Raw genomic sequence first — 18,922 nt, forward strand, 5'->3', positions numbered from 1 at the left:
TGGGGCCTGCTACCGGGCGCTCCGGCGCTTACCCGGACGGGACTCTCACCCGTTGGAGACGTGCAGCGCAAGACCGACCCTCGAACCGGTGTCCCGGCCGTTTGGTCGATCTCCTCACGACGCACCACGCCGGGCATCGTAGGGCGCGAGCGCCCTCGAAATCCACCCCGAAGCTTTACGTCGCGAGCCGGCCGAGGCAACGCTCGATCGCTGCGAGGATCGCGCCCTCGTCCTTCGTCTCCGCGCCGAGCGCCTCGAATGAGGCGGCGTCGATTTCTGCGGGGAGATGCGCCCCGGGATCTGCGCGCATGGCCTCGTGAATCGCCCGCGCCGCGTGCCCCGTCGCCGCGATGGGCAGGACCACGAGGCCTTGCGCCTTTGCGATCTCGAACTCTTCCAGCACGCCGGGCGCCGGCACGCCGCGCCGCAATCCTCCGATGACGATCATCACGCCCGATTGCACGATCAGGTCCTCGCGCGACTTTTTCTTCCACGCCTCCAGCGACGCGCCGGGCGGGACGACCTCGCGGACCGGGCGCACCACGAGCCGCCTCGAAATGGCCGCGGCCGTTCGGCCGTCGAGCGCCTCGACGAGCCCCGTGACCGCGGCGCTGCCCACGACCCGCCCGAGCCCCGTCACGAGCTGCATATTCTTCGAGCCCACGATGCGCCCCACGCCGCGCGCGATCGACGCGACGAACGCGCGCTCTTTTTCGTCCCCGTCCTCGGGAAAGCTGCCCGACACGAACACGCTGCGCTGCGCCCGGCGCCGCTCCAGTTTGCGCAGGATCTCCGTGATGCCGGCAAAATCGTCGACCACGAGCGCGCGAATGCCATATCGGTGCAAGTCCGTGACGAGGTGCGCGAACCGCTGCGCATCGTACGGGTCCGAGGGGCGCCTGAGAATCGTGTAATGCTGGCGCGGGCCGTCTTCGAAGGAGCGGCGCAGCGCGGAGAGGACGTGCCCGAGGTTCGGATCCGTGAAGCTGAGTCCGAGGAACAGGAACGTGCGTGTCGTGAGGTCACTCTCGAGGATCTGCAAAAAGGCGGGCCGCGTGCGCGCATACCGCTCGTAATCGTCTTTCGTCAGGACGATCGCGTCCGGCTGCGAGGCCGTGCCGTGCATCTTGAAGAGCAACGCGTCGGCCTCGGGGTCCGAGGTCGTGAGGTCGCGGCTGCGCGATTTCACGTCGAAGACCTTGCCCGCCTCCCGCCACGCGCCTTCGAGGATCTCGTCGTAGTTCGTGGTCCAGACGTGGCCAATCGGCAGGCGCGCCAGGATCCGGTGGTTGTCCGGGATGGCCACGTCACGATCGAACGTGCGCCGGACGAGGGATTCGAGGTGCGTGCGGTTGCCGGCGTACCGATTGACGTAGTATTGGCTGAGCGAGACGAGGTCGTGCTCTTTGCCGACGTCGAGCCCAATCTCGCGCGCCATGCCTTCGAGCAGCTTGCCCCAGCCCGGCAGGCCGGTCGCCATCGACAATCCCGCGCCGACGAAGAGGGCCGCGCTCCCGCGTTCGAGGGCGTCGACGTAATCTCGCAGGAAATCGCTGAGGCCCTGATCCATGCTCCGGCTCCTCCGCGCCCGGCACGCGCCGCGCGTTTGCTCAGCGTACACCCGAGGCGCCGCGCCTGGTAGACTCCGCATCCATGAGTGACGCCGCGCAAGGGCAGGAGATGTGGGTGCAGGTCGCGGGCACGGGTTCGCGCAAAGCGCCGTTGCCCAGGACGGAGGAGCTCACGGCACAAGCGATCGGGCGGGCGCTGGCGCACAGCGGCGCCGGGCTCGTGACGTGCGGCTGGAACGGCGTGGACAAGGCCGCGACGATGGCCTTCGCCGGCGAGCTCCAGGCCCTCGGGATGCCGCTCTCCACGCGGCTCAAGCAAATCGTCCCGCGCCCCGACGAGCCCTCCTTTTTCGGCGGCGACGTGGTGTACGTGGAGAAAGGGGTCCCCGAATGGGTCGAGAGCGTGCGGCGCGCGCAAGCCGTGGTCCTCATCGGTGGCCTCGGCGGGACGTACAAGACCTACCAAACCGCGCGCAATGAGCAGGTGCCCGTGTTTCCGCTGCCGTCCACGGGCGGCGACGCGAAGAAGGCATTCGACGAGATCATGGCCGATTTTCAGGGGCTCGGTCTCCACCGGCGCGTGACGCGGGCGCAGGTCGCCGCGCTCGATACGCCGATCACGACGCGCGAAGAGGCCGACGACGTCGCCGAGCGGCTGCTGGATCTCATCACGGAGGAGCTCTCGGGCCGGCGGCCCGTCACCGCCACGGATCGCCCGAAGGGGCCGCGGCAGCCGAAGAGCACGTCGAAAACGAAGCCCGAGCGGGTCGATTTTTTGCTGGTGACGGCGCTGCCCGAGGAGCGCGACGCGCTTTTGCGGCGCCTGCCCGGCTTCGAGCGGGTCGTGCCGCGCAAGGACGACGTGCACGTCTATTTCCGGGCGACCTTGCCCGTGACGGACGGGTCGGGCAGCTATCGAATCGTGGTGCTGCCGCTGCTCGGCATGGGCCGCGTGAATGCAGCGACGGCGACGGGCGAGGCGATCAAGCGCTGGCGGCCCCGGCACGTGGTGCTCGTGGGGATCGCGGGGGGCGTCGCGGCGCGCAGCGTCTCGCTCGGGGATCTGCTGATCTCGGAGCAGGTCGTCGATTACGAGCTGCAAAAGCTCACGGAGCAGGGGATCGAGGTGCGCTGGTCGGTGCACAAAGCATCACGGCGGCTCTATGCGGCGGCGCTGAACGTGCTCGGCGACGCGTGGACGAAGAGCCTCTCGGTGCCGCGTCCGGGCGAGGGCGCGCCGCGGATCCACCTCGGGCCCATCGCTTCGGGCGACAAGGTGGTCGCGGTCGAGCGGGTGCTCACGGAGTATCGAAATGTATGGCCGACGCTGATCGGCGTGGAGATGGAGGCCGCGGGCGTGGCGAGCGCTTGTTTCGCGGCGGCGCGTCAGCCCGAGTTTTTCATGGTGCGCGGCGTGTCGGACCTCGCCGACGAGAACAAGAACACGCCGCGGGTGGATGGTTTTCGATCCTATGCCTGCGAGGTGGCCGCGGGATACACGGTGGAGCTCTTGCGCAGCCACCCGATCCCCTTCTTGAAGAGCCGTTAGCTCATTTCGGTTCGAGCTTCACGCCATGCAGGACGTTGCGCTTCTTGTCGACCTCTTCCAGGAGATCGGAATCGATGAGCAGGTGCGCCTGCATGCTGTCTTCTTCGCTGTTCCAGAGCTTGCCCGCGAACGAGATGCGGCCCGCGCTGTCCGTGTCGAGCCAATAATTGCCGCTCGCGTCGTCGCCGGCCACGGTGGAGGAACCGGGGAGCGGCTCATTGCCGCTGTCGTTGCCGGGGAACGGGTTCGGAGGCTGCGCGAACTGCTGGCCGAGCAGGTTCGTCACGCGCCGCTCGAAGGGCGACGCGGGCGAAGGGTCGAGCGCGAGGGGGCGCAAAAACCCGCGATCGTCTCTCATCAATTGGGGGCTACGCTCGGCCAAGCCGAGCTGCGCCCCCAAACCCCCGGCGAGGCGCGAGCCCTTCACCGTGAACACGAGCGAGGTGCCCGGCTCGAAGCTGACGGCGAGCGCGCGCGGGCCGACCTTCACGGCGACGCCCGGGGTCTTCGCCGGGATCACGACCTCCTCGATCTGCTTGCCCGAGATGAGCAGCAGCTTGTGGCCCGGGGTGATCTTGCGGCCGCCCGACTCGACCTCGCGGCGGAGGGTGATGCCGTGGGAGCTATAGAACTGGAGGTTCTTGACCTCGTCGTCGGTGAGCCCGTGCTCGGTGCGGATCTCGTGGGTGAAAGGAACGAGGCTCGCGCACCCCGTGAGACCCGAGAGCGCGACGAGGACGAGGGACGCGAGGAGAGCAGGGCGGGCGAGCATCAGGATCCTCCGAGGAGAGCGCAGCGAGGGGCGGCTTTCAAGGGCCGGCATGCCTCGAGAACGTCCGCAGCCCGGCCAGGCTTACAGGGCAAGCTCCCGAGGCGCGCCGAAAGCTCGGGGACGGACGTGAATGGACAGGTCGAGGGTCGGGTTGACGGACTGGACACCCCCGCGTATTGCACGGTGTCCTGGGCGAAACTTTGAGCTTCAACGAGGAGCAGCCTTGCTACACGACGCGCGCATCTTCTCCATTGGCCATGCCCATCGCGTGCGCTTCGAGCCGCCCGATGTCGTGGTGCTGGCCTGGAACGGCGACGTGGAGCCGGAGCACATGCTCACGTTTTACGACATCCTCGAAGAGGTGGCGCAGGGGCGGCAGGTGCTGGTCATGAACGACCTGACGCACTCGAACGATCCCGGGGCGCGGACACGCAAGGTGGCGACGATGGATCCACGTTCGCGGCTCGTGGGCGCGCTCGCGCTGCTCCGCGCGAACTTCCGGCTCCGCGTGATCGTGGCGATGATGGACAAGGCGGTGCGTGTCTTCCAGGGGCAAACCCGGCGGACGGCCTGCTTCGACGAGGAGCGCGAAGCGCGGACTTGGCTCGCCACGCAGCGCCAGCACCTCGCGCCGATCGATCTCGCGTCGGCGTTCTAGTCGCGTCCTACGCGGCTTCCCAGCCGAGGCGCGCGACGACGCCGCGGCGCTTCTCCATCCACTCGGCGATGCGCTCGCGCGTCGTGCGGTACGCGTATTCGAGGATGGCGCGGCGCGCGGCGAGGTTCGAAGGGTTGTGCAGGAAGAGCAGGACGTCCGTCGGCTCGGGTTCGAGGACGAGGACGTGCATGCCGGTCTTCTGCTGGATCTGCTCGACGTTCTGCGCGAGCCGCGCGTGCGTGCCGATGCGCATGGCCTGGTTCATCACCCAGAACAAGCCCTTGTCGCGCACGCTCTGCCGCACGCCGTGCCCCGTGGGGACGGCGCGATGCGCGACGGAGACGGGCACCATGGGGTTCACGACGACGGCAAACTCGACGCCCGCCTCGGCCGCGACGTCGAGGTGCGCGACGTCGCCAAGGCCGCCGTCGATGTAGTGCCGATCCCCGATGCGGATCGGCGAAAAGAAGGGCGGGAGCGCGAGCGACGCGGCGCACGCGAGCGAGACCGGGATGTCCTCGTGCCCCTCGGCGCCGAAGAGGATGCGATCGCCGCAGTCGACGTCGTACGTGGGAATGCGCAAGGGGCGCGGCATGGCGCGGAACGCGTTCGGGATGCCGCGGCGAAGGAAAAACTCGGCGAGGAACCGCTCGTACCGGTCGAGCGTGAAGAAGCCGGCGGGGAGCGAGTCGGCGAGGCGATCGATCTGCTCCCACAGGTAGAGGTGGCCCGGCGCGGCGGGCGAGACGGGGTCGCGGCTCGACGAGAGCCGCGCGAGGGCGTGGCGAATCGCGACCCAGGAGGTCGAGAGCGCGCGGCGCCACTCGTCGATGTCCATGCGGAAGACGTGGCTGCGTTCGAGCGGGAAGAAGTTGTCGACCGGATCGAGCAGCGCGCGGTAGAGGCGATCGACGGGGATGCCGCCGGCGAGCGCAGCCGCGACACTCGCGCCGCTCGATTGTCCGAGGTAGAGGGAAAAACTCTGCCCGTCGACGCCACGCACGCCGTCGGCGAGCGCGGCGAGCGCGCCGATCTGGTAGAGCGCGCCGGTCAGGCCTCCGCCGGGCAAGCAGAGGGCGGTCTTCGGAGGTTCGTGGGAGGAACGGGGCGCGTCGCTCACGCTACGTCCTTTTCTCGGGCCTCGCGCGCCACCTCGGACTTTTTTCCGAGGAGGTAGACGAGGCCCAGCAAGACGAGGGTGACGGCAGATCCGCCGATCGTCACGGAGAGCGGGATCGGCGCGGAGTCCGCGATTTCCGTGGGGGAGCGCGAGTACACGGAGCCGAGGGTAATGCCGTTGAAGAGCCCGTGCATGACGAAGCTCGGCAGGAGCGAGCCGCTCGCGCTGCGGAGCAAGCCGAGCGAGAGGCCGACGATGCCGATGGGCAAGACGAGCTGCCACTCGAGGTGCGCGAACGCGAAGAAGGTGCTCGTCGCGAGGATCGTCCCGAGCGCGTCGTAACGGCGACGGAGCGGGCGGAAGAGCGCGCCGCGGAAGAAGACCTCCTCGATGAGCGGGCCGGCGAGCACGAGGATGACGAAGAAGAGGACGCGCTTCGGCACGCCGCCCGCGAGCTCCTCCTGGAGCATCTCCTCGCGCGGCTGCCCCGTGGGCCAGCGCTTGACAATGATGTCGTAGAGCGCGTTCGCCGGGATCTGCACGGCCATGCCGAGCATCGCCGCGAGCGGGAAGAAGCCGCGGTGCGTCGCGCGCACGCCGAGGTAGTCGCGGATCGATTTGTCCGGCGCGTGGAGCTGCAGGATCAAGAAGAGCGCGAGGAGCGTGGAGACGAGCTGGCAGCCGAAGCTCGTGACGAGGTCCAAGCGGCCCTCCCCGCCGCCGCGGATCGAGCCGATGAGCGACAGGAAAAAGATGTAGAGGAACGTCGTGCCGACCGCGAACCCCGCGGCGCTGAGGTAACTCATCGAGCGCTCGCCGCGCTCGGCGGGCGGTACGAGCGGGCTGCTCGGGCGGTCGTCGTCGTTCGGATCCATCAACGACCTCGAAGATGAGGCACGACGCCTCGCTTGACCACGATGTCCGCGGCGAACCGATCGTTCGTCTGCGGATAATCGATCGTCGCGTGCAAGCCGCGGCTCTCGTGGCGCGCAGCCGCGCAGCCGACGATGAGCTCGGCGACGGTGGCGATGTTGCGGAGCTCGAGGAGGTCGCGCGTCACGAGGTGGCGCCAGTAATACTCGCGGATCTCGTCCTGCAAGAGGGCGATGCGGCGAGCGGCGCGGCGCAGGCGCGCGTTCGAGCGGACGATGCCGACGTAGTTCCACATGGTGCGGCGGAGCTCGTCCCAGTTGTGCGTGACCACGACCTCCTCGTCGCTCGGGACGGCGTCGCCGATCTGCCACTCGGGGACCTCGGGGAACGGGCTCTTGCAGAGCTCGCCCATCGTGCTCGCGAGGCGCACGGCGGCGCGGTGGCCGAAGACGAGGCCTTCGAGGAGCGAGTTCGAGGCGAGGCGGTTGGCGCCGTGCAGGCCCGTGCACGCGCACTCGCCGACGGCCCAGAGGCCGGGGATCGTGGTGCGGCCGTGGAGGTCGGTGCTGATGCCGCCGCAGAGGTAGTGCGCCGCGGGGACGACGGGGATCGGCTGCGAGGTGATGTCGATCCCGAAGCGCAGACACTCGGCGTAGATCGTGGGGAAGTGATTACAGACGAAGTTCGCGGGCTTGTGCGTGATGTCGAGCAGGACGAACTCGCTGCCCGTGCGCTTCATCTCGAAGTCGATGGCGCGGGCGACGATGTCGCGCGGCGCGAGCTCCTTGCGCGGGTCGTGGTTCGCCATGAACGGCGTGCCGTCGGGCAAGCGGAGGATCGCGCCCTCGCCGCGCAGCGCCTCGGTGATGAGAAAGCTCTTCGCCTGCGGGTGGTAGAGGCAGGTCGGGTGGAACTGGTAGAACTCCATGTTCGCGATCTCGGCGCCTGCCCGGTACGCCATCGCGATGCCGTCGCCCGTCGCGACGTCGGGGTTCGAGGTGTAGAGGTAGACCTTGCCCGCCCCGCCCGAGGCGAGGATCGTGGCGCGCGCGAGGTACGTCTCGACGAGGTGGCTCTTCGCGTCGTCCTCGCCGTCCGAGCGCGTGGCCATGTTGAGCACGTACGCGCCGACGCAGACGTCGGGACCGCCGAAACGCGACATGACGATGAGGTCGATCGCCATGTGGTGCTCGAGGATGCGGATGTTCGGGTGCGCGCGGCAGCGCTCGAGCAGCGCGCGCTCGACCTCGAAGCCGGTCGCGTCCGCGACGTGCAGGACACGCCGCGCGCTGTGCCCGCCCTCGCGGGCGAGGGCGATCGAGCCGTCTTTTTCACGGTCGAAGCGCGCGCCGCGGTCCATGAGCTCGCGGATCCGATCGGGTCCTTCGCGGACGCAGATGTCGACGACGACGTCGTGGCAGAGGCCAGCGCCGGCGACGAGCGTGTCCTTGATGTGCGCGTCGAAGGTGTCTTCGGGCGAGATGACGGCGGCGATGCCGCCCTGCGCCCACCGGGTGTTCGACTCCTCGCTGCTGCGTTTGGTGACGACCACGACCTCACCGTGTTCGGCGATGTCGAGGGCGAAGGTCAGGCCAGCGATCCCGCTGCCGATGACGAGAAAATCGGTCGTGACGGCCACGGGCGGCAGGGTAGCAGGCTCCTTGACGCACAACGACAACGCTGTCATGAGGCACGCGCCTGGCGGGCGCGCGCGTCCTGTTGGGCCCGACCCTTGGCCGCCGAAAGGAGCCTCCCGAACCGTGAAGATCCTCGTTGCTCTCAAGCGCGTCGCCGACCCGGACAACGCCAACAAGGTGAAGATCCCTGCCTCGGGAGAGAAGATCGACACCACCGGGCTCGAGTGGAAGCCGAACCCCTTCGACGAGTACGCCCTCGAGGCCGCCCTGCGGCTCACGGAAAACGGTACGCAGCCGAAGGTTCGTGCCGGTGAGGTCGTCGTGGTGACGTTCGGCCCGAAGGAGACGGAGACGACGCTGCGCGCCGCGCTGGCGACGGGCGCCGACAAGGCGATCCGCGTGGACGCGGCCGACGACAAACTCGACGGTGATCTCGTCGCGCGGGCGCTGAAGGCGCTCGTCGAGAAGGAGAAGCCGGACGTCGTGCTGATGGGCAAGCAGGCGGTCGACGGCGATTCGAACCAGGTGGGGCAGATCCTCGCGGAGCTGCTCGACTGGCCGATGGCGACGTTCGCCGCGACGATCCGCGAGGAGGCGGGCGCGCTGCTCGTCGGTCGCGAGGTCGACGGCGGCGTGTCGACGCTGCGCGTGAAGCTGCCGGCCGTGGTGACGGTCGATCTGCGCATCGTGGCGCCGACGAGCGTGTACTCGACGAAGACGCCGGCGACCCACAAGTACAACGACGGCGTGCGCTTCGCGGCGCTGCCGGCGATCATGGCGGCGAAGAAGAAGCCGCTCGTCGAGGTGAAGCTCGCGGACCTCGCGCCGGATCAGGCGCTGAAGGTTTCGTACCACGGCTTCGCGGCGCCCCCGGCGCGCAAGGCCGGCATCAAGGTCAAGGACGTGAGCGAGCTCGTCTCGAAGCTCAAGAACGAAGCGAAGGTCCTCTGAGGACCCTCTAGGACAAACACCCCCATTTCGGAGAAGAGGAATCAGAATGGCTGACGTTCTCGTTGTGGCGGAGGTTGCCGAGGGCAAGCTCAAGAAGACCACCCACTCGGCGATCACGTTCGCGCAGAAGGCGGCGGCGACGATCGGCGGGACGTTCTCGCTCCTGGTGATCGGCGACGGCGCCGGGAAGGCGGCGGCCGAGGCGCAGGGCTTTGGCGCGGCGAAGATCCTCGTGGTCGAGGACGCGTCGCTGAAGAACTACCTCGCCGAGCGCTACGCGCCGACGGTGGCCGCGGTCGGCAAGGGCTACGCCGTCGTCGTGGGCACGGCGAGCGCCTACGGCAAGGACCTGCTCCCGCGCGTCGCGGCGCGCCTCGGCGCGGGCTACGCGAGCGACATCACGGAGGTCATCGCGGACGGCGGCAAGCTCAAGTACAAGCGGCCGATGTTCGCGGGCAACGCGTTCGGGATCAGCTCGATCACGACGCCGATCCAGGTGGTGAGCGTGCGCCAGAGCGCGTTCGCCGCGGCGGAGCCCACGGGCGGCCCGTCGGCGGTGGAGACGGTCGCGTACGCGGGCCCGAGCAAGGCGGCGGAGCGCGTGGAGTTCGTCTCGTTCGACCAGGTGAAGAGCGCGCGTCCGGAGCTGACGGAGGCGCGTGTCGTGGTGTCGGGCGGCCGCGCGCTGAAGGAGAAGTTCAACCAGGTGCTCGACCCGCTCGCCGACGTGCTCGGCGCGGCCGTGGGCGCGAGCCGCGCGGCCTGCGACGCGGGGTATGCGCCGAGCGATCTGCAGGTCGGCCAGACGGGCAAGATCGTGGCGCCGCAGCTCTACTTCGCGATCGGCATCTCGGGCGCGATCCAGCACCTCGCGGGCATGAAGGGCTCGAAGGTGATCGTGGCGATCAACAAGGACGCCGACGCGCCGATCTTCCAGGTCGCGGATTACGGCCTCGTCGCGGACCTGTTCGCGACGGTGCCGGAGCTCGTGAAGGGCATCCAGGCCGCGAAGGGCTGACCGAAACCAGCTCCCGGGCTCCTGAAGGCCCCCTCTCCCCGCGGAGAGGGGGCTTTTTTCGTTTGTGTACCTACGAACCTGTAGGCGTCCTCCGCTCTTCTTTCGTTTGTGCACCTACGAACCGATGGTACCCTCGGGGCTTTCTTTCGTTTGTGCACCTACGAACTCGTGCAGAGAAGACTATGTGCGTGCTCGAAATTGGAATAGATTGACGCGTGGGGCACGTCGCGCCTCCACCTGTTTCTCTCGCGCCACGGAGTCGACACCATGGGCGGCAACCTCGAGGTCACGGTCAGCTCGGGCGATGTATTCGACGTCCGGGAGTTCACGATTCACCAGCGGATGTCCTCGATTTTCGACGTCACGCTCCACGCCGTGTGTGAAAACCCGGACGTCGATTTCAACGCCGTCGTGGGGCAGCCGGCGCGCTTCCTCCTCTACAGCGGCGTCGGGGGCACGCAGGTCCGGTTCTGGTCGGGCATCTGCAACGATCTCTCGCAGGTCCGCGTCGAGGAGCGGGGGCTCTCGACCTACCGGCTGAACATCGTGCCCACGCTGTGGCTCCTGACGCAGCGACGCAATTACCGCATGTTCCAGCAGATCTCGGAGCCCGACATCGTGCTCAAGGTCCTCTCCGAGTGGGGCATCGAGCCCGAGCTCAAGATCGACAAAGGGGCGTACAAGAAGCGCAAGTACCGCGTCCAGTACGCCGAGTCGGATTACGCCTTCATCAGCCGCATGCTCGAGGACGCGGGCATCTCTTTCTACTTCATGCAGAGCGGCGACGAGACGAAGCTCGTGCTCGCCGACGCGCCCCACACGAACGCGCCCCGCCCGACGATCTCGTTCCGGGACAACCCCACCGTGGCCGACCGCGAGCACGTGACGAACGTCCGCGTCGGGCAGCGGGTGCGCCCCGGCAAGTACACGATGCGGGACCACGACTATCGCCGCCCGCCCTCGTACAAGCTCGCGGCGAGCGCCGCTGCGCCGAAGGTGAGCATCGAGGAGCGGCTCGAACGATTCCACTACACGCCGGGCGCGTTCCTGTTCGGCGCCGACCGCGGCGACGACACGCCCAACGCGGACGACAGAGGCAAGACGCGCACGGACGAGGCCGAGGCGGCCGGGCTCGCCGAAAAACGCCTCGCCGCCAAGCGGAGCAGCGGCAACGTCATTTCCTTCGAGACGAACGTCCACGACCTCGCGCCGGGCGTGGTCGTGACCTTCGCGGATCATCCGCGCGGGGATCTCGCCGCGGGGAAAAACTTGCTCCTCGTCGAATCCCTCCTCGCGGGCACGCCCAATGGCGACTGGCACCACGCGTGCGAAGCGCGCCGCACCGAAGCGCCCTACCGGCCGCCCATGACGACGCCAAAGCCCAAGGCGGTCGGCGTCGAGAGCGCCACCGTGGTGGGCCCGCCCGGCGAGGAGATCCATTGCGACGAGTTCGGTCGCGTCCGGGTCCATTTCCACTGGGACCGCGAGAGCCAGATGGACGACAAGAGCTCCTGCTGGATCCACGTGAGCCACCCGTGGGGCGGCGCGGGCTATGGCGGGATGAACATCCCGCGCGTCGGGCAGGAGGTGATCGTCGATTTCCTCGGGGGGGATCCCGATCGCCCGGTGATCATCGGGCGCGTCTATACGAACCTCCAGAAGGTCCCGTACAAGCTGCCGGACAACAAGACGCAGAGCGGCTGGAAGAGCAATTCGACCACCGCCACCGGCGGCTACAACGAGCTCATGTTCGAGGACTCCGCGGGCAAGGAGCAGGTGCGCATCCAGGCCGAGCGCGACATGAACACGCTCGTCAAGAACGACCAGACCACGACGGTGCGCCGCAACCGCTCGACGTTCGTGCTCGCGAACGACCTCGAGGTCGTCACCGCGTTCCAGACGCAGGTCGTCGGGCTCGACCGGACCGTGGCCGTGCTCCAGAGCCAGACGCACGCCGTCACGAAGAACATCATCCAGACCGCGGTCGAGGGCTTCGCCTACCACAAGTCGAAGCAGACGACGTTCATCGAGAGCGACGAGCAGATCATCCTGAAGGTCGGGGACAATTCCTTCATTCGGATCACCCCCGAGGGCATCGTGATCCAGGGGCCCAAGGTGTTCATCAATCCGAACGAAGGCGAATAGGCGCGGAACACGCGATGAAGATCAAGCGACTCCTCACGAACGGCTTCCGCGGCCTGCCGGACCGCGCGTTCGATTTCACGTCCCCGAGGACGGGCGCCCCCGCCGACTTGGTTGTGGTGACGGGGCCTTCAGGGTCGGGCAAGACGAGCCTGCTCGAAGCGATCGTCGCGGCCAAAGAGGACGTGGGGCCCTATGGGCTCAAGCGCTCTCCGAGCGCCTTCATCCGCCCCGGCGATGCCGCGGCGAAGGTGCGCGTCGATTGGGTGCTCACGCAAGAAGAGCGGGCGCGCGTCGGCGCGACGGGCTCGGAGCTGTCCAGCGAGTCGATCTTCGCGCCCAACCTCTTCTCGTCCATCGATCACGATCCCTCGCTCGTCGCGCTCCTCGGCGAATACGACGTCGATCCCGGCGTGAGCAAGGTCGAGTATTTCCACGCGAGCCGCCGCATCCCGCGCGGAGGCGCGCCCAGCATGGCCACGATCGGCATCCCCGAGGGCGAACGGCTCGCGCGGCTCACGCGGGACGACGCCAAGTACGCGCTCGTCCCGCAGTACGTCGCCGAGGCGAGCCTCGGCCTTCACGACCAGGGCAGCAAGCGGGGCGCCGAGCGGCTCGCGGACGCGTTCGCGAAGCTCTGCCGGACACGGACACTCGCGGGGGTCGAGCAGGCCGGACGAGCGCTCGTGCCGCGCTTCGTCGATGCGCGCGGCGGGGTCGTCGGCCCGGACGAGCTCTCCGACAGCGAGCGGCAGGCGCTCCTCTTCGTGGTGACGTTTCTGCGCTCCGGGATCGAGGGTTCGCTCGTCCTCGTCGATACGCCGGAGCTGCACATCCCCGAGCCCGAAGTCGGCGCGTTTGTCGCGGCGCTCGCGCGGCTCGGGCTCGACAACCAGCTCATCATCGCGACCGGATCGCCGGGGCTCGTCGCTGGCAACCCGGAGGCGCTCGTCCTTCCGATGGGGTGAGGTGAGGCGTGCGCACGTACCATACCGACGAGCTGCTCTTCGACGTGCCGGATGAATGGAGCGACCGCTCCGTGAACATCTTCGTCAGCGCGCCCGGCGACCGCGTCCCCTTCAACATCGTGGTCACGCGGGACCCGCTCGGGGACGCGGAGCTTCGGCCCTTCGTGCTCGGGAAGCTCAAGGAGATCTCCAAGAGCGTGCCCAAGCTCAACATCCTCGGCCAGCGGGAGCGCATGGTGGGGCCCCTCTCGGGCCTCGAGGCCCGCATTCAATGGCCCGTGCAAGGCGGGACGATGTATCAGCACCAGGTCTACGTGCCTTATTATGGCGAGGTCCTGGTCTTCACCGCGTCGAGCGTCGTGAAGCTCGCGCCCCAGTGTGACGCTTATCTCGAGCAGATGCTCTCCGGCATCAAGTTCCGAAAACAATGAGCGAGTACACGATCGACCAGGCGGTGTTTCCGCTGCCGAGCGGGTGGTTCGACCGCTCCTTGAACGTGCTCGGGCCCGAGCCGAGCGTGGACGAGTTCAAGGTGCTCGTCTCGCGCGCGGATCAAAATGGGCGCACGCTCGACGATTTCGTGAGCAGCCAGGTCAAGGACCTCTCGCAGCGCATGCCGTGGTTCGAGGAGAAGGGCCGGGACGAACGCGTGGTCGCGGGCCTGCGGGCGCTCTCGGTTCGCTCGACGTTCCGCGACGGGAAGAACGAGATGTTCCAGCAACAAGTCACGCTCGTCGTGCGCGGGAAATTCGTCACCTTCACGGCCGCGAGCCTGGCGCGCGTCGAGGAGGCTTGTTCGAAAGAACTCGCGCGGCTGCTCGCGACCGTGAGGGTGAGGCCGATTCTGGACGAAGGACGCTGACGACGAGACGAGGAGAACCCCATGTCCGGTCCCCCGCCTGCTGCACGTGTCGGAGACCCGATCGAACACTCGAACGCCTTGCTCGGCGCGATCACGGGGATCGCGATGGGCCTGGCCATCGGCGTGGCCATTGGCGTCGCGGGGATCCTCACGGTCGCCACCGGTGGACTCGCCGCCGTGGCGTTCGCGGTGATCGGGGCGGCGGCCATGGCGTGTACGGGTGCCGTTGCGGGGTTCTCCTTCGGCGAGTGGATAGGGCAAAAATCCAAATCGATATCCGGGGTCATCAAGGAAGGCGCGAAGACCGTCTTCATCGGGCAGGGTTGTCCCCCGGCGGCGAGGGCCTACGACAAACTCGCGTGTGGGGATCCTCCCGTCACGCCGGGCAAGGTGGTCGTCGCCGCGCTCCTCGGCCCCCTCGGGATGATCGGCCTCGGCATTTACAGCTTTTCGCGCAGCGACCACGGGGACGCGCGGATCGCCGACGGGAGCAAGACCGTCTACATCGAGGGATTCAACGCCGCGCGCGAGACGGACGAGACCGAGTGCAGCGGCAAGATCGTCCAGGGGTGCAAGACCGTCCGGATCGGCGGCCCGAGGATCCAGCTCCTTCCGAAGCGGCCCGAGATCTCCGAGAAGTTCCGGGAGTGGATGGCGTTCATCGACAAGGCCGGCGTCCTTCTGGGCATCATCTCCGGGATCGGCGCGGTCCGGGTGCTCTTCACGCAGGGCATCAAGGGTTTCCTCCCGGCGCTTCGATCCCTGACGAGCTCCCAGCGCTGGGATGTCGGCTTGGCGCTGGGTGATGGGGGGCTCTGGCTCGCCGAGACGTACGGCGGCCTGAACCCGTGGGTCCGCACATTCTACGAGACCGGGACGCTCGGCCGGTCGGGCTGGCTCGCCCGGCCTGGGCGCGGCGGCGCGCCCAGTCTGCCCACCGGCCCGCGCGGCGGCACGCCCGATCTGCCCACCGCCCCGCGTGCCGGCACGCCCGATCTGCCCACGGCCCCGCGCGTCGATACGCCCGATCTTCCCACCGCCCCGCGCGTCGACGCGCCCAATGTGCCGCCCACGCCGCCGAGGGCTATCCCGCAGGGCGGCCAGTCGATCAGCGAGCGCATGGCGCAAGGAGGCAATCCACCACCGTACGCCCGGCAAAACCCGGACAACTATTTTTACGACCCTGCCGCGGGCAGGTACAAACGGCGCCCCTGAGCGGCGCGCCCCCCTCCCACGAAAACCCCACGATGACCCGACCCATTTACGAAGGCGCGTACGCCGAAGTGCCGCCGCCCGGATACCACGTGATCTCCCGCCTCGAAAAGGCGGGCGGCGAGCCCCTGTCCGTCGACGTGATCAAGATCCCCGTCCTCGAACCACGTGATCGCGTGCTCGAATGCACCTACGAGATCCTCGTCGACGGCCTCGACGACGCCGAGGCGGTCCGCCTCATCGTCGACGTCGTCCTGGGCGAGTTATCCGACCATTATTACCGCGACCAGGCCGACACGATCACGCTCGTCAACCTGCGCACCTCGGCGCGGCGGACGATCCCCTACCCCCCCTGACCCTCAGCGCCGGCCCGGCATACCGAGCACACGCCCCAGCGCCAGGGCCACGAGCGCGAGCGGGTTCGTCTCGTATTGATCCTGCTGCCCGCGCGCCTCGGCGATGACCGCGGCGCGGAAACGCTGAAAGAGCGGCAGCTTCGCTTCGAGCTCCTCCGAGAGATAACAAGGGATCGGCGTGGACGAGCCCTCGGGCACGAGGGCCGCGCGGATGCGCTTCTCTCCCAGGATCATGCGCTTCTGATAGCTGCGCTGTTCGAGCAACACGCGCTCGATGTTCTGGTCGAGGAAGTTGCTCGGCAACGTTCGATTGGCCTGCACGAACGCCTCGCGCAGCCGGCTCGTCATGCCGTCGGCCGCGAGCGCGGTGCACTTCCAGTCCGATTGCACGAGCTCGTTCGCGGCGTCGAGCGTCTCGCGCAGCCGTTTGTCCGCGCCCGCGAGCGGCGACGTCACCGCGATCGTCGCCTTGAGCGTCTGCACCTCGTTGAAAAAGAGCTGCACCTCGCCGGTGACCACCACGAGCGGCGGCGTGAGCGCGCCCTCCTCGTCAATGGCCTCCGCCATCGCGCGCATCACGCCGTCGCCGTCGACCGGCGTGACGCGCCGAAGGACACGCACGACGTCGCGACGATCCTTGATCTCCTGCTTCGGCTGCTGCGTGTCGTCGAGCGTGAGCCACGCGCCGCTCTCGCTCGGGTCGCGCAGCTCCTCCGCGAAGCTCGCCTGCGCGCGCACGCGCTTCGGCGCGGTTTTGTCGAACCAGAGCAGGTCGATGTACGGATCGTTCGGCGAGACGCGCGACGCGCGGTACGCGGGCGGCGCGACCGGCTCGGGGACGACCTCGGACGACGACGGCGACGGCGGCACGCTCTCGGCGACGACCCGCTGCCCGATCGAGACCTTCGCGGCCGGTTGCTCCAGCGAGGGCACGGGCCAGAACGCCGGGGGCGCGCTCGGCGGAGGCGCCTGCATCGGCGGAGGCGCCTGGACGGGCAGAGGCGCGCTCGGCGGAGGCGCTTGCATGGGCGGGGCCGCCTGGGCGGGCGGGGACGCGGCCGACAACGACGCGAAGGGCAGACCCGCGAGGGCGCTGCCCGGACGAACGGGCGCGCCGGCCGGGGGGGCCTCGACCACGGGCTGCTGCATCATGAACGGCATCACCTGCCGCGAGGGCTCCAGGGGACGAACGTGCGTCGTCTCCGTGGGGTCGATGGTCATGGTGAGGGGCCGCCTCGGTTTCTCGCTCATGGGCGGGGCGGATGCGGCGGACGGGACCGACGCGCTGGACGCGGGGCCACGCGCTTCGTCGAGGCTCACCGTGATCCGACCGGGCTCGCGGGGATGCGCGAGGTTCAGCCGGCCGCGCCACACCAAGGTGCAGAGGCCACGCCCGGTGTCGATCCACATGGAATCGGCCGTGAGGGCAATCTCTTCGCGCCGGCCGGGGGCGCGCTCCGCCACGGCGCGGGGCCGGAGCCCCGGCAAGCTGGTCGAAAGGCGCTCGTGCTCGGGGTGCAGGTTTTCGAGCACGATGCGCTCATTGTCCCGCAGCTCGCTCACATTCTGATCCCGCGGCGCCACGTTGAAGAACGACGCGTCGAATCCCTCGGGCAGGGGTCGCTCGTACCAGCGCCGAGAATCCCAGACGCCTGCATAAGGCCCGAGCTTCTCCATGCGCGAGGGCCACGTCGGCGCAAGGGGCCCGAACCCGATCGGCTCGACGAAATCACCGCGGCGCATCGGGGTCTTTCCGGGCGGCAAGAGGTTCGGCAGGGGCAACCTTCCGTAGGCGTCGGGCGGACCGGCGCAGCGCACGCCGACGGGATTCCACGTCCCCGGGCCGCCGCTCGCGCGCTCGTAACGGAGGGGCATTCGCGCCACGCGGCTGCCGTCCTGGAGCGTCCCGTCCGCCGCCCACACGCGGTCGCTCGCAACCTCGATCGATTTGTCGACGTCTCCCACGATCATGCGCACGTGAAAGGACGTCGTGGGGACGCGGCCGGGCGCGAAGGCATACCCGACGAGCACGATGTCGGCGCAGGGTTTGTAAGGCGCGAGCTCGCTCGGCGCATAGAGGCTACGCGCGGGATCGTCGTCCCAGTAGTTATCGTCCTCGTTGAGCGCTTCTTGCTCGGGGGCGAGCTGCGACGTCCCCGGGAGGAGGACGTAGGTGGCTTTGCACGCGACCGTGAGCAACGGGGCGCCGTGCGCCGAGGTCCAGACCCGCGCGGCGACGCGGAGCGGGCAGGTTGATTCTACGTCCATCGTGATTGAACCTATTCCGATCGCGGGTCCGGCGCCCGGCAGCTCAATTTCGGCTGTACCGACGGTATGCCTCGGCCATTTTGGTATCGTACTGGTTCGAGGCGTAGTCCTCGCCGTTGTACCCGAGGGCGAAGGCGGCCCAGTTCTTCGTCAAGAGGTGGCGGGTGAGCCGCTTGTCGCGGCAAAAACCAAGAAAGGCGCGCATGTGTTGCGCCTCCGAGACGAACATATCCTCCACGAACGTGCGGACGTTGCGCCACCCGCACATCGCGTGGTTCTCGCCCATGACCTGGAACATGCCCCACGAGCAGCTCTTCACCGCGGCCTCGGGGTCGAGCGTGAATGCCTCGCGGAGGACCTGCCACTGGTCCTTGCGATAACTCTCCCTGCGGCGAGGGCTCTCGTAAGGGGCGGAGAGGTGCGGGTGGCTCTGGTCGTAGCGCCGGGCCGTGTGCTTGCGGAACTTGTGGACCTCGAAGAGGATCTTGGGCCGCTTCTGCGCGTCGAAGCCGCTCCGCCCGCCGGACTCGACCTCGGCGACCGCGCGCACGGCCGCCGTCTCGCAGCCGAGCTCCCGCGCGGCGTTCGCGAAATCGGTGGGGACGAGCTTCAGCGCGAGGCCCTCGCCCGGCAGGATCCAATCGCTGTTCGGCGAGGTGAGCGGGGGGTTCGAGCGGTTCGCGCCGCTCGTCTCGGTGGTGGTGGGGCGCGTGTCGGACGCGGCGTTCGTGCTGCCCTCGCCGCCGCCGCCGCCGCCGCCCCCGGCGCCTTCTGCCGTGGGCAGGACGAGGCGCTGCCCGACGGACAGGACGTTCGGATTCGTGAGCTGGGGGTTGGCCGAGACGATCTCGCGGACGGTCAGACCATTGCGCGAAGCGATCTTGCTCAGCGTGTCGCCTGCCTGGACCACGTAGTTCATCGGGTCGAGGGTACCGCGAAAGGCGCGCGGTGCTCAACGGGTAGTT

Annotated in this window: 17 protein-coding genes; 10 read left to right on the forward strand and 7 right to left on the reverse strand. The window is 68.5% G+C overall.

Annotated features, from left to right (window positions below; all coding sequences use genetic code 11):
• Window positions 1-175: 175 nt before the first annotated feature.
• Window positions 176-1,570, reverse strand: coding sequence for an SIR2 family protein (locus E8A74_RS22765; RefSeq protein WP_170229299.1), 1,395 nt, complete (start codon window positions 1,568-1,570; stop codon window positions 176-178).
• 83 nt (window positions 1,571-1,653) lie between these two features.
• Between E8A74_RS22765 and E8A74_RS22770 the strand changes: the two genes are divergently transcribed.
• Complete coding sequence (locus E8A74_RS22770; RefSeq protein ID WP_136931158.1) at window positions 1,654-3,120, forward strand: 5'-methylthioadenosine/S-adenosylhomocysteine nucleosidase family protein; 1,467 nt, start codon at window positions 1,654-1,656, stop codon at window positions 3,118-3,120.
• A 1-nt stretch (window position 3,121) separates the two neighbouring features.
• Here the strand turns inward: E8A74_RS22770 and E8A74_RS22775 are convergent, their stop codons facing one another.
• The gene (locus E8A74_RS22775; RefSeq protein WP_136931159.1) at window positions 3,122-3,892 is read right to left on the reverse strand and encodes a DNA-directed RNA polymerase; all 771 of its coding nucleotides are present in this window, start codon (window positions 3,890-3,892) and stop codon (window positions 3,122-3,124) included.
• Window positions 3,893-4,115: 223 nt separating this feature from the next.
• Between E8A74_RS22775 and E8A74_RS22780 the strand changes: the two genes are divergently transcribed.
• The gene (locus E8A74_RS22780; RefSeq protein ID WP_136931160.1) at window positions 4,116-4,550 is read left to right on the forward strand and encodes an STAS/SEC14 domain-containing protein; all 435 of its coding nucleotides are present in this window, start codon (window positions 4,116-4,118) and stop codon (window positions 4,548-4,550) included.
• A 7-nt stretch (window positions 4,551-4,557) separates the two neighbouring features.
• Here E8A74_RS22780 and E8A74_RS22785 read toward each other — a convergent pair whose 3' ends face one another.
• From E8A74_RS22785 to nadB, 3 genes are read right to left on the reverse strand one after another with little or no spacing between them, the layout of a single operon-like run.
• A complete protein-coding gene (locus E8A74_RS22785; RefSeq protein WP_232379701.1) occupies window positions 4,558-5,670 on the reverse strand; it encodes a patatin-like phospholipase family protein in 1,113 nt (370 codons plus the stop codon).
• Window positions 5,667-6,545, reverse strand: a complete 879-nt coding sequence (locus E8A74_RS22790) for a CPBP family intramembrane glutamic endopeptidase (protein WP_136931161.1) — start codon at window positions 6,543-6,545, stop codon at window positions 5,667-5,669. The genes E8A74_RS22785 and E8A74_RS22790 overlap by 4 nt, the downstream gene beginning before the upstream one ends.
• Complete coding sequence (nadB, locus tag E8A74_RS22795) at window positions 6,545-8,182, reverse strand: L-aspartate oxidase (RefSeq protein WP_232379702.1); 1,638 nt, start codon at window positions 8,180-8,182, stop codon at window positions 6,545-6,547. Before nadB ends, E8A74_RS22790 begins: the two co-directional genes overlap by 1 nt.
• Window positions 8,183-8,303: 121 nt before the next feature.
• Here nadB and E8A74_RS22800 point away from each other — a divergent pair, with 121 nt between their 5' ends.
• The 8 genes from E8A74_RS22800 to E8A74_RS22835 all read left to right on the forward strand — a co-directional run bounded on the left by E8A74_RS22800 (window position 8,304) and on the right by E8A74_RS22835 (window position 15,689).
• Entirely contained in the window at window positions 8,304-9,131 is an 828-nt protein-coding gene (locus E8A74_RS22800) for an electron transfer flavoprotein subunit beta/FixA family protein (RefSeq protein ID WP_136931163.1), read from the forward strand.
• Window positions 9,132-9,177: 46 nt separating this feature from the next.
• Window positions 9,178-10,149, forward strand: coding sequence for an electron transfer flavoprotein subunit alpha/FixB family protein (locus tag E8A74_RS22805; protein ID WP_136931164.1), 972 nt, complete (start codon window positions 9,178-9,180; stop codon window positions 10,147-10,149).
• Window positions 10,150-10,416: 267 nt separating this feature from the next.
• Window positions 10,417-12,294 carry a type VI secretion system Vgr family protein gene (locus E8A74_RS22810; protein WP_136931165.1) on the forward strand — a complete coding sequence of 626 codons (1,878 nt, stop codon included), beginning with the start codon at window positions 10,417-10,419 and terminating at the stop codon, window positions 12,292-12,294.
• A gap of 14 nt (window positions 12,295-12,308) precedes the next feature.
• The gene (locus E8A74_RS22815; protein ID WP_136931166.1) at window positions 12,309-13,259 is read left to right on the forward strand and encodes an AAA family ATPase; all 951 of its coding nucleotides are present in this window, start codon (window positions 12,309-12,311) and stop codon (window positions 13,257-13,259) included.
• 8 nt (window positions 13,260-13,267) lie between these two features.
• Window positions 13,268-13,690, forward strand: coding sequence for a DcrB-related protein (locus E8A74_RS22820; protein WP_136931167.1), 423 nt, complete (start codon window positions 13,268-13,270; stop codon window positions 13,688-13,690).
• Window positions 13,687-14,121: a DcrB-related protein gene (locus tag E8A74_RS22825; protein ID WP_136931168.1), complete on the forward strand. Its 435-nt coding sequence runs from the start codon at window positions 13,687-13,689 to the stop codon at window positions 14,119-14,121. The genes E8A74_RS22820 and E8A74_RS22825 overlap by 4 nt, the downstream gene beginning before the upstream one ends.
• A gap of 21 nt (window positions 14,122-14,142) precedes the next feature.
• Entirely contained in the window at window positions 14,143-15,336 is a 1,194-nt protein-coding gene (locus tag E8A74_RS22830) for a PAAR domain-containing protein (RefSeq protein ID WP_136931169.1), read from the forward strand.
• 32 nt (window positions 15,337-15,368) lie between these two features.
• Window positions 15,369-15,689, forward strand: a complete 321-nt coding sequence (locus E8A74_RS22835; RefSeq protein ID WP_136931170.1) for a hypothetical protein — start codon at window positions 15,369-15,371, stop codon at window positions 15,687-15,689.
• Between the two features lie 3 nt (window positions 15,690-15,692).
• On the opposite strand, the gene E8A74_RS22840 is transcribed toward E8A74_RS22835, so the two are convergent.
• Together E8A74_RS22840 and E8A74_RS22845 are read right to left on the reverse strand one after the other, a co-directional pair.
• Window positions 15,693-17,957 (reverse strand): DUF2169 family type VI secretion system accessory protein, encoded by a 2,265-nt coding sequence (locus tag E8A74_RS22840; RefSeq protein WP_136931171.1) that lies wholly within the window; start codon window positions 17,955-17,957, stop codon window positions 15,693-15,695.
• A gap of 43 nt (window positions 17,958-18,000) precedes the next feature.
• Complete coding sequence (locus E8A74_RS22845; protein ID WP_136931172.1) at window positions 18,001-18,876, reverse strand: LysM peptidoglycan-binding domain-containing protein; 876 nt, start codon at window positions 18,874-18,876, stop codon at window positions 18,001-18,003.
• Window positions 18,877-18,922: the final 46 nt, after the last annotated feature.

The organism is Polyangium fumosum (assembly GCF_005144585.1).
Taxonomy (GTDB): Bacteria; Myxococcota_A; Polyangia; order Polyangiales; family Polyangiaceae; genus Polyangium; species Polyangium fumosum.

Excerpts from the sequence above, each read along its gene's own strand:
- E8A74_RS22815 (WP_136931166.1), top strand. The coding sequence starts at position 12,309 with ATGAAGATCAAGCGACTCCTCACGAACGGCTTCCGCGGCCTGCCGGAC.
- E8A74_RS22805 (WP_136931164.1), top strand. The coding sequence starts at position 9,178 with ATGGCTGACGTTCTCGTTGTGGCGGAGGTTGCCGAGGGCAAGCTCAAG.
- E8A74_RS22770 (WP_136931158.1), top strand. The coding sequence starts at position 1,654 with ATGAGTGACGCCGCGCAAGGGCAGGAGATGTGGGTGCAGGTCGCGGGC.
- E8A74_RS22845 (WP_136931172.1), bottom strand. The coding sequence starts at position 18,876 with ATGAACTACGTGGTCCAGGCAGGCGACACGCTGAGCAAGATCGCTTCG.
- E8A74_RS22835 (WP_136931170.1), top strand. The coding sequence starts at position 15,369 with ATGACCCGACCCATTTACGAAGGCGCGTACGCCGAAGTGCCGCCGCCC.
- E8A74_RS22775 (WP_136931159.1), bottom strand. The coding sequence starts at position 3,892 with ATGCTCGCCCGCCCTGCTCTCCTCGCGTCCCTCGTCCTCGTCGCGCTC.
- E8A74_RS22840 (WP_136931171.1), bottom strand. The coding sequence starts at position 17,957 with ATGGACGTAGAATCAACCTGCCCGCTCCGCGTCGCCGCGCGGGTCTGG.
- E8A74_RS22830 (WP_136931169.1), top strand. The coding sequence starts at position 14,143 with ATGTCCGGTCCCCCGCCTGCTGCACGTGTCGGAGACCCGATCGAACAC.
- E8A74_RS22765 (WP_170229299.1), bottom strand. The coding sequence starts at position 1,570 with ATGGATCAGGGCCTCAGCGATTTCCTGCGAGATTACGTCGACGCCCTC.
- E8A74_RS22825 (WP_136931168.1), top strand. The coding sequence starts at position 13,687 with ATGAGCGAGTACACGATCGACCAGGCGGTGTTTCCGCTGCCGAGCGGG.
- E8A74_RS22810 (WP_136931165.1), top strand. The coding sequence starts at position 10,417 with ATGGGCGGCAACCTCGAGGTCACGGTCAGCTCGGGCGATGTATTCGAC.
- E8A74_RS22790 (WP_136931161.1), bottom strand. The coding sequence starts at position 6,545 with ATGGATCCGAACGACGACGACCGCCCGAGCAGCCCGCTCGTACCGCCC.